This is a genomic window from Bradyrhizobium sp. HKCCYLS3077 (genome assembly GCF_051167555.1).
Classification (GTDB): domain Bacteria; phylum Pseudomonadota; class Alphaproteobacteria; order Rhizobiales; family Xanthobacteraceae; genus Bradyrhizobium.
Genome location: NZ_JBNPTH010000002.1, coordinates 909620 through 925270, shown reverse-complemented (window position 1 = coordinate 925270; position 15651 = coordinate 909620). Strand labels below are relative to the sequence as shown.

Genomic DNA, 15651 nt, shown 5'->3' with positions numbered 1-15651 from the left:
ACGCGACGAGCCTTCGCGTAGCGCTGAATGGGCCGAAAAGCGCAGGCGTTACTGAACGAAATTCGCCTGCTGCCGCAGCACGATCGGCACTGCCGGTCCCGCCGGGAATCATTTCTTCGTTTCTTTTTTCCAGAATTCGTGCTCTGATGTCGCATCCCGTGCTCATGAGAGGGGCGGTTCGCGGTCGTCACGAGCGTGGAGTGCGGGATGCGGTGGGCGCCTTTGGTCGCAGCGTGATCCGATCATGCCGACGAACGGTCGGAGGCGCACGGTGAAGTCGTATGGTCCTGGCATCCCGACGCTGGTGCCAAGCGGGCGGTCATGATGATCCACCCGTGACGGGGGCAAGACAGCCCGGTCCCCGGGGAGAGTACGTATAAGCCGTAAAGCCATCGCGCAGGGAATGCCCGGTTGATCCGGCTGCACCTGTGGTACCTGCCGCCTGCATTTTTTTACGCAGGCGGGCCATGGGTGAGGCCATCACCCGGCATTCCCTGCGCCCTCTCACGTCGAGGGGGTCACTGTTCATCACAGCTCGGACGCAATGCGCCGCGAGATCGCGACATCATGTCACTGCGAGATAGCACAGGACGCTCATCACCCGCGCCTCGGCCGTGCGACGACGAACTACTTCGCCGGCGCCGGCTTCTTCATCATCGGCGGCGCCTGCTTCGCGCCTGGAGCGGTCGCGGTCGTCGCCTGCGCCGGCAAGTACTTGGCGATGATGGCGGGATCGATCTGCGCCATGTTGGTATCAGGCAGGCGCGTCCAGGTCTCGTCCTTGCCGAGCAGCGAGAAGCCGAGATAGCCGCGCAAGGTCAGCGACTGGCCGTCCGGGCTGACCTTCATGTTGGCCTTCCAGATGTTGCCGTCGCGCGGATTGAGCACGTTGCCGCCTTCGTACTTCAAGCCTTCGCGCTTCATGTCGCGCACGAAGGAGATGCCGAGGATCGGCGCGTTCTTGCGGTCGTCGGCGCATTTCGAGCAGACCTCGTTCGGATTGTCGCCCGGACGCGGAAACGTCTTGGCGATGACGCCCTCGAACACGCCGTCATGATCGATGAACAGGAACCATCCGACCGGCCGGCCATCCTCGACCTTCTGCCACAGCCCGGCCGCGGTCGGCTCTGCCGCCAGCGCCGGCCGCGTCAGCAGCGCACCGGCAACGACGAGCGCGCCGAGCGCAAACGTCGCAGCAGGAGACACGAGCCGAAGTCGGGGAAACGCATTGCGCATCATCATCTCACCTTGACCAAGTCAAAAAATGAATGGCCGCACAGTACGACCGTTTCATGCACCGTTCCAGCCCATAACAGGTCTGGCGTGCCGGTGAAACCGGCACGCGCAGGAAACATTTCTTCACATTTGAGTTGGTCCGGCGGCGCCGGGTTCCATCACAGCAGCAAATTAGTTCACGCCGAGCTTCTTCTGCAGGCTCGACGACGACGTCGTGTACTGGAACACCAGCCGCTTCTCCGGATACACGTAGCGGTGCGCCTTCTGCGCCATCAGCGCCCCCTCGTGGAATCCGCACAGGATCAGCTTGATCTTCCCCGGATAGGTGTTGATGTCGCCGATCGCGAAGATACCGGGCACGCTGGTCTCGAACGCCGACGTCTCGACCGGGATCAGATTGTTCTCGAGCGCGATGCCCCAGTCGGCGACGGGACCGAGCTTCATCGTGAGCCCGAAGAACGGCAGCATCATCTCACAGGGTATGGTCTCGACCGCATTGTCGTTGCCCTTGATAGTCGCTGCGGACAACTGGCCGTTCGCGCCTTCGAGCGCGGTGACCTGACCGATGCGCAGATCCATCTTGCCGGAGGCGACGAGCGCGCGCATCTGCTCGACACTGTGAGGCGCCGCACGGAAGTCGTCGCGGCGATGGATGAGCGTGATGCGCTTGGCGATGGGATGCAGATTGAGCGTCCAGTCGAGCGCGGAGTCGCCGCCGCCGACGATGACGACGTTCTTGTCGCGGAACTGCTCCATCTTGCGCACGGCATAGAACACCGAAGTGCCTTCATAGGCCTCGATGCCCGGTACCGGCGGACGCTTCGGCTGAAACGAGCCGCCGCCGGCCGCGATCACCACGACCTTGCACTCGAACACCTTGTCCGCGTCGGTGGTAACGCGAAAGCCGGGATCTCCGATCTTCTCCACGCTCGTGACCATCTCGCCGAGATGGAAGGTCGGACTGAACGGCTTGATCTGCTCCATCAGCTGATCGGTGAGGCCCTGCCCCGTCACCATCGGCACGCCTGGAATGTCGTAGATCGGCTTCTCCGGATAGAGCTCGGCGCACTGCCCGCCGACCTTGTCGAGGATGTCGATCAGATGCGCCTTGATGTCGAGCAGCCCCAGTTCGAATACGGCGAACAGTCCGCAGGGACCCGCGCCAATGATCAGCACATCGGTCTTGATCGCTTCACTCATGTCGCTCTTCTCGTTGGAGGTGCCGCTCGGAACATGGCGGCAGATGGCGGTTCCGAATTTGTAGCCAACGGCCCGGCTTCAGGGAAGGCACAAAAGCCGGCCCGCTCCGCGCCGAGGGCGGCTTGCAGCGAGGAGCCTAGCGAGGTTTGAAGAAGAGACGGAATGATGGAGATCAATCGGTGACAGAGACGGCCCGCCACGACCAGACGCCTGTGCTCGAGGACTTCCCCTACCGCCTCACGGACAATGTCCGTTTCGGCGACCTCGACCCCAACCAGCACGTCAACAATGCGGTCTACGCGACCTATTTCGAGACCGGCCGGGTGACGCTGATGAAGGACCCGCGCCACGGCCTGCTGCAGGATGGGCTCGCCTGGATCATGGTGCGGCTCGACATGCATTTCCGCGCCGAGCTGCGCTGGCCGGGCACAATCGAGCTGGGTCTGGGGGTCGTGAAGCTGGGGCGGACATCCGTGACCTGCGAGCAGGTCGTGTTCTCGGACGGGCGCTGCGTGGCCTCGGCCACGGCGGTCATGGTGCTCATCGACGAGGTGACGCGCAAGCCGGCGCCGCTGACGCCGCAGGTCATGGCGGCGTTGAAGCCGTGGGCGCGCCGCGGCGTGACGATCGCAGCGCCGCCGGCCTAGGCCGGACGGCGCCAGTCGGGAGATGCTGTGAGCAGGGAGGCCGAAAGCGGGAGATCAGGCCTGACGCTCGGGCGTCGCGACGACGAGGCCGTCGAGCTCGTCGGACACCTTGATCTGGCAGGCGAGGCGCGAATTCGGCCGGACGTCGTAGCCGAAATCGAGCATGTCCTCTTCCATCGGGGTCGGCGGGCCGACCTTCTCGCGCCAGGCTTCGTCGACATAGACATGGCAGGTCGCGCAGGCGCAGGCGCCGCCACATTCGGCCTCGATGCCCGGAATGGCGTTGCGGATCGCCGCTTCCATCACGGTCGCGCCGTTCTCGATGTCAACGGTTCGGGATTCGCCGGTGTGGTCGACAAAGGTGATCTTGGCCATGTGTGCTCGTACTGCGCAGGGAATGAGGTCGGGCTGTCCTATAACGGACCGCCCTGCTCCGCGCTAGTGCCGCGGATGGCCGCTCAGGACGCCGCGAGCATGTCCGAAATGGCGGCGCGGGCCTGTGCGACGGCCGTGCCGAGCCAGGCCAGGGCAGGCTCGGGATCCCCCTCCCGCAGGGCCGCTTCGAGGCCCTCGGCGGCGTCGGCGACGTCGAGGGCGCCGATGGCGCGGGCGGAGCCCTTGAGCGTGTGGGCGACGGTGGCCGCATCCTCCGGCATGACCTGCAGCCGCTCCAGCAGGCGGACGGCCTGGGTGGAGAACATTTCGAGCACTTCCCGCTCGAGCGCGGTGTCGCCCAGGGTCATCCGCCGCAGCAGGTTGAGGCTGATCGGCCCGTCATCGGGAACCAGCGGTGGCGAGGGCATCCATTCGATCCGTGACAGGTCGGGAGTCATGGCGGCTATTCCGGTCCGGCGGACGCATCCTGTGCGCCCCTGTGGTGAGCCAAGCACGACAATGGTTAATGTATCGTTACCGACCGATTGCCGCGGGTTTGCCGCGATTTGGGCCAGTGTCCGCCCCAATCGCGGCCGAAACGGGAATTCGCAGAACATCAAAGTGTTAACGGCGGCTGCTGTTAACGATGATTAAGAATCTCTTAACCACGACCATTTCTTTCAACAGGCACTGCCAATAGGATGATCCCCGGATGGAGTGGGTCACCCGGCGGAATTTGCCACCCCTGGTGCCTGCAGAGGGATGACGTCCGGTTCGAGCGCTTCGAGGGGGTACTCGTACGCGGCTCGCCGGAACGAAATTAAGACGAGGGCTCGGACTCAACATGGCGAACACCCCGAAAAAGGTCAAAGACCCGACTGAAGTTGCGCTGTCCGCCATTCAGGAGGCTTTGAACATCAGCGATTCGTCCGCGCCCCAGGACTCGCAGGGCCAGGCGCGCGCTGAGGGGACGATGCCGGCCATGCCGAGCGGCGGGTTCGAGCAGTTCGACGCCCGCCCCGGCGCCGACCGCGGTCCCAGCCTCGACGAGATCGAGCCGCCGCCGATTGCCGCGCGCCGTCCCGCCAATGACGATCGCGAGACCATCGGACAACTGCTGCAGGCGATCCAGAAGGGCCGCCCGTCGCGCGGCGTCTACACGATGGCCACCGTGTTTGCCGGCATCTGGATCGTCGGCTGCGTCCTGCTGACCATCGGATTCCTGCCCGCGCTGCAGGCCCTGATCGGCCAGAGCGGCGGCGTGCTCGTGCTCGCCGGCCTTGCCGCCGTGTTCTTCGCCCCTGTCCTGCTGTTCTATTTCCTCGCGAGCCTCGCCTGGCGCGGCCAGGAGCTGCGCATCATCGCGCAGTCGATGGCGCAGGTCGCGATTCGCTTCTCCGAGCCGGAAGGCGCCGTCAGCGATTCGATCGTGACGGTCGGCCAGGCCATCCGCCGCGAGGTCGCGGCGATGGGCGACGGCGTCGAGCGCGCGATCGCGCGCGCGGGCGAGCTCGAAATGCTGGTCGCCAACGAGGTCGCCGCGCTCGAGCGCGCCTATAGCGACAACGAGGTCCGCATTCGCGCCCTGCTCCAGGACATCGCGCATCAGCGCGACAACCTGGTCGGCCAGGCCGAGCAGGTCCGCAGCGCCATCTCCGGCGTGCAGATCGATCTGCGCCACGACATCGCGCTGATCTCGGACGCGATCGCCTCGCGCGTGGACGAGGTCGCCAAGAGCATCACCGGCGCGCTGGAAGAGCGCGGCGCCCACATCACGTCAGCCCTCAGCAACGCCGGCGACAACATGATCCTCGCGCTCGGCGAGCGCGGCGGCGACCTGCTGGACCGCCTGGAGGAAGCCAGCGCCGAGACCACCCGCGCCGTGCTCGACGCCTCCGAGCGGCTGACGACCAGCCTCAACTTCAAGACCGGCCACGTCCACGACGAGTTCGCCGATTTGTCCGACCGCGTCCACGAGATGCTCAACGAGCGCATCGACCGCATCACCAGCGAGTTCGAGCAGCGCACGGCGGCGATCGTCGACGGCATCTCGGTGCGCACCGAGCAGGTCCATGATTCATTGAAGGCGTCGGGTGAGTCCCTCCTGCTCGAACTCGAGCTGCGCGGCGGCGATCTCGTCACCAAGATCGACGAGGCCAGCCAGCGCCTGTCCGGCCACATCGTCACCTCGGGCGAAAAGGCGAGCGAGTCGCTGGACGCGACCGTGAACTCGCTGGTTGCGAAGGTCGTAAGCCAGACCGAGAGCACCCACGACACGCTGTCGATGCAGATCAGCGCCTTCGACGAGCTGGTGAAGAACCAGGGCACGGAGCTCGCCGAGCGCTTTGCGCGCGACAGCTCCACCCTGGGCGCCCTGATCACGCGGCACATCACCGAATTCGACCGCACCGTGAAGACCTATGGCGGCGAGATCGTCGAGCGCATGGGCCAGCGCACCCAGGAGATCTCCGACAATCTCAAGACCTATGTCGACACCTTCGACACAAGGCTGTCGACCAACAGTGGCGAGATCACCGCGACGCTGGACCAGCGGCTGACGCAGTTCGAAACCAACATGCAGGCGCGGATCAGCAGCTTCGATTCCACCTTCGACTCGAAGATCAAGAGCTTCGACGACAGCGTCGATGGCCGGCTGAAGGCGCTCGAGGAGAATTTCGACACCCGCGCGACCTCGGTCACCGCGACGATCGAAGGCCGCCTCGGCACCCTCTCCAACTCCCTGACCGACGGTGCCGCGCAGGTGCTGAGCGCGATCGACACGCGGCTGACCGTGCTGACGACGTCGCTGACCGACGGCTCGGCCCAGGCGATCCAGTCGATCGATTCCCGCCTCAACATCCTGACGTCGTCGCTGACGGACGGCACCGACAAGGCGCTCGAAGCCATCGACGCGCGCATCGTCAGCCTGTCGAACATCATAGACGGCCGCAGCTTCGAGCTGACCGAAGCCGTCACCGCGCGCTTTCAGGACATCCATCAGGGCATCGAGACCCGGGTCGGCTCGATCGCCAGCGAGATCGATCAGCGCGTGTCGCAGTTCGAGGACCTGCTCGGCTCGCGCGTCGAGGCGGTCGCCGGCCGCATCGAGAGCAGCGGCCGCCAGGCCAGCGACGAGCTCATGACCCGCGCCGAGTTGCTGTCCGCCAGCATCAAGTCGCATGTCGAGGACGCCGAACGCGCCCTGACCAACCTCGTGGTCAACACCAGCGAGACCATCCAGACCGGCGCGCGCACGGCGCAGCAGTCGCTGCTCAGCGTCTCCACCGATGTCGGCTCGCAGCTCAAGAATACGTCCGCCGAGGTCGAGCGCGCCCTCTCCAGCGCCGGCAGCGGCGCCGCCGATGCGATCCTGAGCAGCGCCCGCGAGGCCCAGGCGACGCTGGTCACGGCCTCCGGCGAGACCGCCAACCAGATCAAGTCGCTGTCGTCAGACGTCGAGCGCACCCTCACGGCGGCGGGCTCGACCACCGCAGCGTCGATCCTGGCCGGCGCTCGCGAAGCGCAGAACACCCTGGTGTCGGCCTCCTCCGACGCCGCCAACCACGTCCGGTCGCTCGCGGTCGACGTCGAGCAGGCGCTCACGGCGGCGGGCTCCGCCACCGCGGCCTCGATTCTCGCCGGCGCGCGCGAGGTGCAGAACACGCTGGTGTCGGCTTCTTCGAATGCAGCCGAGCACGTCAAGTCGCTCGCGGCCGATGTGCAGCGCTCGCTCACCAGCGCGGGCAACGAGACCGCCGAGACCATCACGGCCGGCGCGCGCGAGGCCCAGCAGGCCCTGCTGTTGGCATCGAGCGAAGCGGCCGACCAGGTCAAGGCGCTGACCGTCGACGTGCAGCGTTCGCTCTCGATCGCCGGCACCACCACCGCGGAAACGATCACCGGCGGCGCCCGCGAGGCGCAGACCACGCTGATCAACGCCTCCTCGGAAGCCGCCAACCACGTCAAGTCGCTGGCCTCCGACGTCGAGCGCACGCTCGCCGCGGTCGGCACCAGCACCGCCGCCGTGATCGTCGACAGCGCCCGCGACGTCCAGACCAAGCTGGTGACCGCCTCGACCGAGGCTGCCGAGCACGTCAAGTCGCTGGCCGTCGATGTCGAGCGGACGCTGTCGTCCGTCGGCGCCGACACCGCCACCTCGATCCTCAACAGTGCCCGCCAGGCGCAGATGTCGCTGACCGCGACCTCGGCCGACACCGCCGCCACGCTTGTCGGCAGCGCGCGTGAAGCGCAGGCGGTGCTGACGACGACCACCACCGAGACGGTCGCGGTGATCGTCGCCGGCGCGCGCGAGGCGCAGACCGTGCTGACGGCGACCTCGACCGATACCGCGGGCCAGTTGAAGGCGATCTCGTCCGAGATCGAGAAGTCGATCAATGCGGTCGCGGCCAACACCACGGACGCGATCCAGAGCAGCGCGCTGAACGCGCAGAGCGCGCTGGTGGCCGCCTCCAACGAGGTCTCCACGCGCGTGAAGTCGACCTCGACCGAGATCGAGCGCTCCGTGCTCGCCGCGGGCAACTCGTTCGGCTCGGCCATGACCGGCAAGACCGACGAGATCGTCACCTATGTCCAGCAGCAGAGCGAGCGGCTGTCGCAGCTGCTCGACGGCAAGCGCGGCACGCTGGTCGAGACGCTGAACTCCAAGACCAACCAGCTCACGATCGAAATCGATCGCGTGACCACCGACGCGTTGAAGGCGATCGAGATCCGCGGCCAGGCCTTCGCGCAGACCGTGAACGGCAACGGTTCGGAGGTCGCCCGCACGATCACCTCGGCGAGCGAGGTTGCGACCACGGCCATCACCAAGTCGCTCAAGGAGCTGGAGCATGCCTCGCGTGCTGCGATCGAGCAGTCGCGCCAGGTGTCGGTCGCGGCGGTCACCGAGATGCAGGAGACCAGCAAGATCCTGCGCACCGACACGGTGGCGCTGTTCGAGCGGCTGCGTGAGGGCAACATCCTGCTGCAGGAGGTCCTGACCGGCGCCCACGACAACCTCAACTCGCTGGAGCGCGCGCTCGTCACCCGCGTCGCCGACTTCGTGACCGCGATGAACGACGTCACCTCGCGCAACGGCACCGCGACGCAGAATCTCGAGGATCAGCTCAGCGTCTTCAACGTCAAGACCACCAAGGCGCTCGAGGATCTCAACTCGCTGTCGAGCCAGTTCGACGCCCATGGCAAGGCCCTCATCGAGGCCGCCGCCATCGTCGAGCAGAGCAACCGCGACGCGACCGTCTCGATCTCGGACCGCAAGACGACGCTGGAATCGCTGGTCACCACCATCGACCTGCGCACGGCCGATCTCGACCAGCGCCTGACGCGCTTCACCACCCTGCTCGACGAGTCCTTGGCGGCCGCCGAGGAGCGGGCGCGCGATATCGCCCGGGTCGTGGCGGAAACGGCGGGAGCGGGTTCGACCGCGCTCAGCCGGCAGTTCGAGGCCATCCGCACCAATGCGGAGGAGGAACGCCGCCTCACGACGCAGCAGATGCAGGAGATCTATCAGCAGAGCACGCAGGAAGCCGATGCGATGTTCAAGCAGTCGGCCGAGAAGTTCGCGTCGCTGGTCTCGAGCATGAAGCAGATGACGGCCGAGATGCAGCGCGAGCTCGACGCCACCCGCAACGAGCTGCGCCGCGGCGTGCTGGAGATGCCGCAGGAGGCGGCCGAGAGCACCGCGCAGATGCGCAAGGTCATCGTCGACCAGATCGAGGCGCTGGCCGAGCTCAACCGCATCGTCGCCCATCACGGCCGTGGACTCGACGTGGTCAGCCCGTCGCGTCCCGCGGCGGTCGCTGCCCCCGCGGCGGTGATGCGCCAGGAAGAGCCGGTTCCGGTCGTCGCCGCTGCCGTTGGCGGCCGGCCCGACATGCGCCTGCGCGAGCCGGCCGCAACCAGCGTCGCCAACCTGCCGCCGCCGGATCTCGGCATGCAGCCCCCGGCTCCGCCGCCCCCGCCGCGCCGGGTCGAGGCGCCGCCGATGGGCCCGGTCGCCGATCAGCGCAGCGACAATTGGCTGTCCGACCTGTTGAGCCGCGCCGACAACAGCACGGCCGGCCAGACCCCGCCGCGCGGCCGTGGACCGGCGCAGCCGCAGCAGCCCGGCAATCCGCTGGAGTCGCTGTCGCTGGACATCGCCCGGCTGATGGACCGCAATCTCGCGGCCGAGATGTGGGATCGCTACCAGCGCGGCGAGACCAAGGCGTTCTCGAAGCGGCTGTACACCCCGGCCGGCCAGAAGGCGTTCGACGAGGTCGCCCGGAAGTATCGCGCCGACCGCACCTTCAAGCAGACGGTCGACCGCTACATCACCGAGTTCGAGCGGCTGCTCGACGAGGTCGCCCGCGACGACCGCAACCCGCAGGCGCTGCGCGCGCAGCTCACCTCGGAGACCGGCCTGGTCTACACCCTCCTCGCCCACGCCGCCGGACGGCTGGCGTGACGGGAGGGGGAAAGAGCGAGTAGCGGATGGCGAGGAGCCGACACGCAACAGACAAGGAACGGAGGCCGAAAGGCCTCCGTTCTGCTTTTGGGTATGCAATGAAGACTTTTCGGCTTCGGCCAAGCCAGCCCGTCGCCCGCGCCAAAGCGATTTGGCGGAAAGGCATCATGCTGCGGTTCATGATCGAGATGAGGTGGTGCGGCCACTCCGCGCGATCGTCGCCAACCCTGATGATGACGACGGAACGCGCCGCGACCTCCGTGTCACCCTCCCCCCTGCAGGCGGCGCACGATGCCGATACTGGGAGATGTCAGAGCAGACAAAACACCAGAAAGCCAACGCCAGCGGCGCACAGCGTCAGGGCTCGCTCGCCCTCCTCGCTACGCCGCATTCGCTACTCGCCAATCCCTCAGCGCCGCCCACTTGTCGTCGGCGCGGCGGGCGCGGGTTGAGAGGCCTGGGCATTGCTCGGGCTCGTGGTCGAGCTGCTGGCGCCGAACAGGACGCGGGTCGGGTTGCGATCGAAATTGTTCACGGCGCGGCTGATGTCGGAGAGCGTCCGCCGGCCATCGGCCATCAGGGCGCCGGAGCGCTTGTCGAAATCCTCGGCGAGCTCGCGGATCGACTTCACCGTCAGGAACAGCTCGCCGCCGTCCTTGCCGCCGGCGAGCGTGTTGAGGCCGAGCATCAACGTATCCGCCTTGCCCATGATGCCGTCGACGCGGCTCATCACACCATCGATGCGCTCGGAGTTGCGCGCCAGCGACTGGGTGAAGACCTCGAGATTCTTGATCGAGTTCTTCACCGCCTCCTGGTTGTCGGCGACGACCTTGTTGATGTTCTGCAAGGTGGCGCGGATCGCCTCGGTGACATCCTGCAGCCGGGTCGGATCGGCGCGGAGCAGCGGGACGCCGTCTTCATCGAGCGGCACCGGCGGCGCGGCTTCCTCGCCGCCTTTCAGTGAAATGGCAGCGACGCCGGTGAGACCCTGGAACTCGAGGCCGACCAGCGTGTCCTTGCGGATCGGAGCGTTGTTCTCGACCATTGCCAGCGCCACGACGCGGCGCGGATTGTCGAGCTTGACCGAGATCACCTCGCCGACGCGGATACCGTTGAAATTGACACTGCCGCCGTTGCGCAGGCCCGCGGCCGGCCCCTCGAACACGACGCGCAGCGGGCTGCGCTGCTTGGTGGTGTGCAGGCTCTGGAACCACAGGACGAAGCCGACCGCCGCGGCAAGCACGGCCAGCGTGAACGATCCGATCAGGACGTAATTCGCCCGCGTTTCCATTACCAACTCCGGTACAAGCCCGTCTCAGCGGACATCCCAGCCGCCGCCGTGCGATCTCGGATGGCGCCGGACCGCGGCACCCACCCCATCAACTTGGTCGCGGAAGTCCCCACTCCCGCTCACAAAAATTCATCCGTGGGGCGCTGTACGCTACCCCATCACGGCGCGAGCCCGCTTGCCGTGGAAATACTGCCGCAGCCACGGATGCTCCGAGGCCTGCATGTCGGCCATCGATCCCGCGGCGATGATCTTGCCGTCGCCCAGCACCGCGATGCGGTCGCAGGCCGTATAAAGGCTGTCGAGATCATGGGTTACCATGAAAACCGTCAGTCCCAAAGTGCGCTGCAGGGTGCGCACCAGTTCGTCGAAATCGCCTGCCCCGATCGGGTCGAGCCCGGAGGTCGGCTCGTCGAGGAACACGAGCTCCGGATCGAGCGCCAGCGCCCGCGCCAGCGCCACGCGCTTGATCATGCCGCCCGACAATTCACTCGGGAAACGATCGGCAACATCGGGCCGCAATCCGACCATCACCAGCTTGGCGACCATGATCTCGTCGAGCAGCCGCTGCGAGACCTTGAGATATTCCCGCACCGGGAACTGGATGTTCTGCCGCACGGTCAGCGAGGAGAACAGCGCGCCCTGCTGGAACAGCACGCCCCAGCGCCGCTCGACGGCGCGGCGGCCGGCGCGATCGGCGGCATCGAGGTCGACGCCGAACACCTCGATCTTTCCCGACAGCTTTGGCACCAGGCCGATGATGGTCCGGGTCAGCACCGATTTCCCGGCGCCGGAGGGACCAACAAAGCCCAGAATCTCGCCGCGCTTGACGTCGAGATCGAGCCCGTCGAGCACGCGCGTCTTGCCGAACTGCACGGTCACGTCGCGCACGCGGATGATCGGATCGGAGACCTCCTGCGTCATGTCAGATCACATCCCGACCGCCGCGAAGAAGATCGCGAATACGCCGTCCATCACGATGACAAAGAAGATGCCCTTCACGACCGACGACGTAGTGTGACGCCCGAGCGACTCCGCGCTGCCCTGCACGGCCAAGCCCTCGACGCAGGCGACGATGCCGATCACGGCGGCCATCACCGGCGCCTTCAGGAGACCCACCGTGAAGTGATCGATCGAGATCGCATCGCGCAGCCGCAGCAGGAAGGCCTCGGGATCGACGCCGCCATAGAACCATGCGACCAGCCCGCCGCCATAGAGCGCGGCGATGTCGCCGAGGAACGACAGGATCGGCAGCGCGATCACCAGCGCCAGCATGCGCGGCAGGATCAGCACCTCGATCGGATCGAAACCCATGGTGCGCAGCGCGTCGATCTCCTCGCGCATCTTCATCGAGCCGAGCTCGGCCGTGTAGGCGCTGCCGGAGCGGCCGGCGATCATGATCGCGACCAGCAGTACGCCGATCTCGCGCAGCACCAGCACGCCCAGCATGTCGACGACGAAGATGTCGGCGCCGAACCTGCGGAAATGGAAGATGCCCTGCTGGGCGATGATGCAGCCGATCAGGAAGGTGATCAGCACGATGATCGGCACCGCGCGCCAGCACACCTGCTCGAGATGGTGGATGGTCGAGGTCAGACGGAAGCTGCCGGGATGAATCAGCACCCGGCCGCTGGCGACGATCACGGCGCCGAGCATGTCGATCAGCGCGGCCACCGTGCCGACGATACCGGCGACGCTGCGGCCGATCTGCCCGAGCATGCCGGTGATGGTCACCGTGGTCGCATCGCCATCAGGCGCGGCGCTGACGCGGCGCACCTCGTCAACGAGGCTGGCGTAGTTCGCGGACAGGCCGTCGATCCTGGCCTCGACGGTTCCCGTGGTGAAGCTGCGGCGCAGCCGCTCGATCAGCCAAGCCCCGAAGGTATCGAGCTTGGAGACCTGCGACACGTCGATGGAGACATCAACCTTCTTGCCGGCAAGCTTCTCGGCATCGGCAACGAGCCGCTCCAGCGACGGCGCGAACGGCGCAGTCCAGGCGCCGGTCGCGCGCAGCGACAGCGCATTGCCTTCACCGCTTCTCTGCAGATCGGGGCCGCCCTTCACAGCAATCCTCGGAACGTCAGATGTCCGCTCCTTGACGAGAAAAATCCCACCGCGTCGCCACCACCTTGCCGGAGACCCCCATCAACAGCCATAGTCGCTCCCCGCACGCAAGTCCCCAAGCGGCTCAATCCGGTTCACAATCGGCCAAACTTGATCATGACCTCGAACGGTTTTCCCACATTGGACGCTCATGTCGGCCGCTGGCCGATCGCCGGCAGCTTCACGATCAGTCGCGGCGCCAAGACAGAGGCCGTCACCGTCATCGCGGAGCTGCGGCTCGGCGCGATCGTCGGCCGTGGCGAATGCGTCCCCTACCCGCGGTATGACGAGACGCCCGAAGCGACGTTGAGCGCGCTGCTCGCGATGCAGGGCGCCATCGCCTCCGGTCTCGATCGCGACGGTCTGCAGACGGCGATGCCGCCGGGCGCGGCGCGCAATGCGCTCGATTGCGCGCTGCTCGATCTCGAAGCCAAGCGCAGCGGCCGGCGCATCTGGGACCTGCTCGGGCGCCGCGCGCCGGAGCCCTGCGTGACGGCCTACACGATTTCGCTCGGCGCGCCCGAGGTCATGGCCAAGGCAGCCGCAAAGGCGGCGCATCGCCCCCTGCTCAAGATCAAGCTCGGCGGTGACGGCGATCCGGCACGCATCGCAGCCGTGCGCGCGGCCGCGCCGCAATCGCAACTGATCATCGACGCCAACGAATCGTGGACCGAGTCCAATCTGGAAACCAATCTCGCCGCCTGCGCCGAGGCCGGCGTCACCCTGGTCGAGCAGCCATTGCCGGCCGGGCAGGACGACGCCCTCGCGCGCATTTCGCGACCGCTCGCGGTCTGCGCCGACGAAAGCGTGCACGACCGCAACTCACTCGACGCGCTGCGCGGACGTTATGACGCCGTCAACATCAAGCTCGACAAGACCGGGGGGCTGACGGAAGGGCTTGCGATGGCGGATGCCGCGCGCACGCTCGGCTTCGAGATCATGGTGGGCTGCATGGTGGCCACGTCGCTGTCGATGGCGCCGGCCATGCTGCTGACGCCGCTGGCGCGCTTCGTCGATCTCGACGGTCCGCTGCTGCTGGCCGAGGATTGTGCGCACGGACTGCACTATGACGGCAGCCTGATCTACCCACCCGATCAGGCCTTGTGGGGCTGAGGCGCGAGGCTCGGTCGCGCGAACCACATCAGCGCCCCGCCGGCCCCGGCCATCGCCGCCATCACGTAGTACACGCCCGGCCCGTAGGCTGCGTAGACCGGCCCGGACAGCGCCGATGCCGCGGAACCGACGACGCCGCTGGCCGCCGCGTAGTAGCCCTGCCCTCGCGCCGTCAGTTGCGGCGGCACCTGGCGGACCAGCAGTCCCATGGTTCCGACCAGCGTCAATCCGAACGTGAAGCCGTGGCTGATCTGAACCGCCGCGAGGCCGAGCGCATGCGGCTCTTGCGCCGTCAGAGCCCAGCGCAGCACCGCCGCCACCGCGCCGATCACGACCAGGTTTGCTGACGCCAGCTTGAAGCGCGGCGACAGCGCAAACACCACGATCTCCGCCAGCACTCCCATGGTCCAGAGCCAGGCGATCGTGAGCCCGCTGAGCCCCTGCGCTCTCCATTCGATCGCGGAGAAGGTGTAGTAGGCGGCGTGACTGGCCTGGATCAGCGCCGAGGCGGCGATGATGCAGAGGAAGCTCGGCCTGCCGAGCAGACTGCGCCCGTCCTGGACCGGACCTGAACTGCGCGGCAGCGGCGGCAGCGCCTGGAGCAGCAGGCTGCTCGCCGCACCGCACAGCGCCACCGCGACGATGATCCAGATCAGGTCCGAGGATGCGACAACGTCGGCCAGAGCACCGCACAGCAGCGTGCCGACAATGAAAGCCGCAGATCCCCAAAGGCGCAGGCGGCCGTAGTTCAAACCGAAACTGAGAACCCCGCGCAGCGCATAGGCATCCGTCAGCGGCACGAGCGGAGTCCACAGGCTGCAGAGGATCACATACGCGACAAAGACGAGCCATGGCTGCTGCTGAAATCCGAGCACAGCAAAGCCCGTCGCAGTGGCGAAGGTGGTCACCCGCATCGCGGTTCGGAGCGCCTGCCGTCGTTCCGCCAGCGCCGTGATCATGGGAAGAACGGTAAAGCGGGTTACGGCAGGAACGGCGATGATCACGCCGATCCATCCGGCGTCGAGCCCGATCGCCCGTAGCCACACGGGAAAGAACGGCAGATGCGTGCCCGACAGCACGAACACGGCCCCATAGAACAGGGCCAACCTGCCCGCGAATCGGCGCGACAATACCGGCGTTGTGGTGGAGATTTGTCGGGACAGTGGCATCAATTCAATTGCGATTCGATCAATATCATGGTGATCGTTATGCCAACGCGCAGCAAT

General features: G+C 66.6%; 11 protein-coding genes. 3 read left to right on the top strand and 8 right to left on the bottom strand.

All coding sequences use genetic code 11. The features are described from left to right. Positions 1-627: 627 nt before the first annotated feature. Positions 628-1236 carry a DUF2147 domain-containing protein gene (locus ACQR0Z_RS10380; RefSeq protein ID WP_434859582.1) on the bottom strand — a complete coding sequence of 203 codons (609 nt, stop codon included), beginning with the start codon at positions 1234-1236 and terminating at the stop codon, positions 628-630. Between the two features lie 171 nt (positions 1237-1407). Next, positions 1408-2436 carry an NAD(P)/FAD-dependent oxidoreductase gene (locus tag ACQR0Z_RS10375; RefSeq protein WP_434879133.1) on the bottom strand — a complete coding sequence of 343 codons (1029 nt, stop codon included), beginning with the start codon at positions 2434-2436 and terminating at the stop codon, positions 1408-1410. A 179-nt stretch (positions 2437-2615) separates the two neighbouring features. Between ACQR0Z_RS10375 and ACQR0Z_RS10370 the strand changes: the two genes are divergently transcribed. After that, positions 2616-3083: an acyl-CoA thioesterase gene (locus ACQR0Z_RS10370; protein WP_434918530.1), complete on the top strand. Its 468-nt coding sequence runs from the start codon at positions 2616-2618 to the stop codon at positions 3081-3083. A 54-nt stretch (positions 3084-3137) separates the two neighbouring features. Here the strand turns inward: ACQR0Z_RS10370 and ACQR0Z_RS10365 are convergent, their stop codons facing one another. Continuing rightward, positions 3138-3458, bottom strand: a complete 321-nt coding sequence (locus ACQR0Z_RS10365) for a 2Fe-2S iron-sulfur cluster-binding protein (RefSeq protein ID WP_012028715.1) — start codon at positions 3456-3458, stop codon at positions 3138-3140. A gap of 83 nt (positions 3459-3541) precedes the next feature. Beyond that, the gene (locus tag ACQR0Z_RS10360; protein WP_434918529.1) at positions 3542-3916 is read right to left on the bottom strand and encodes an Hpt domain-containing protein; all 375 of its coding nucleotides are present in this window, start codon (positions 3914-3916) and stop codon (positions 3542-3544) included. Between the two features lie 386 nt (positions 3917-4302). Between ACQR0Z_RS10360 and ACQR0Z_RS10355 the strand changes: the two genes are divergently transcribed. Then, complete coding sequence (locus ACQR0Z_RS10355; RefSeq protein ID WP_434918528.1) at positions 4303-9921, top strand: methyl-accepting chemotaxis protein; 5619 nt, start codon at positions 4303-4305, stop codon at positions 9919-9921. A gap of 409 nt (positions 9922-10330) precedes the next feature. Here ACQR0Z_RS10355 and ACQR0Z_RS10350 read toward each other — a convergent pair whose 3' ends face one another. The 3 genes from ACQR0Z_RS10350 to ACQR0Z_RS10340 form a co-directional block, all read right to left on the bottom strand. Further along, the gene (locus ACQR0Z_RS10350; protein WP_434859577.1) at positions 10331-11212 is read right to left on the bottom strand and encodes an MlaD family protein; all 882 of its coding nucleotides are present in this window, start codon (positions 11210-11212) and stop codon (positions 10331-10333) included. A 150-nt stretch (positions 11213-11362) separates the two neighbouring features. Then, a complete protein-coding gene (locus ACQR0Z_RS10345) occupies positions 11363-12133 on the bottom strand; it encodes an ABC transporter ATP-binding protein (protein WP_434859576.1) in 771 nt (256 codons plus the stop codon). Positions 12134-12139: 6 nt separating this feature from the next. Continuing rightward, a complete protein-coding gene (locus ACQR0Z_RS10340) occupies positions 12140-13273 on the bottom strand; it encodes an MlaE family ABC transporter permease (RefSeq protein ID WP_434859575.1) in 1134 nt (377 codons plus the stop codon). A 156-nt stretch (positions 13274-13429) separates the two neighbouring features. Here ACQR0Z_RS10340 and dgcA point away from each other — a divergent pair, with 156 nt between their 5' ends. After that, on the top strand, positions 13430-14425 hold the full coding sequence (dgcA, locus tag ACQR0Z_RS10335) for an N-acetyl-D-Glu racemase DgcA (RefSeq protein ID WP_434918527.1): 996 nt from the start codon (positions 13430-13432) through the stop codon (positions 14423-14425). Here the strand turns inward: dgcA and ACQR0Z_RS10330 are convergent. Next, positions 14407-15594 (bottom strand): MFS transporter, encoded by a 1188-nt coding sequence (locus ACQR0Z_RS10330; RefSeq protein ID WP_434918526.1) that lies wholly within the window; start codon positions 15592-15594, stop codon positions 14407-14409. The two genes, dgcA and ACQR0Z_RS10330, sit on opposite strands and share 19 nt — an antisense overlap. Positions 15595-15651 lie beyond the last annotated feature (57 nt).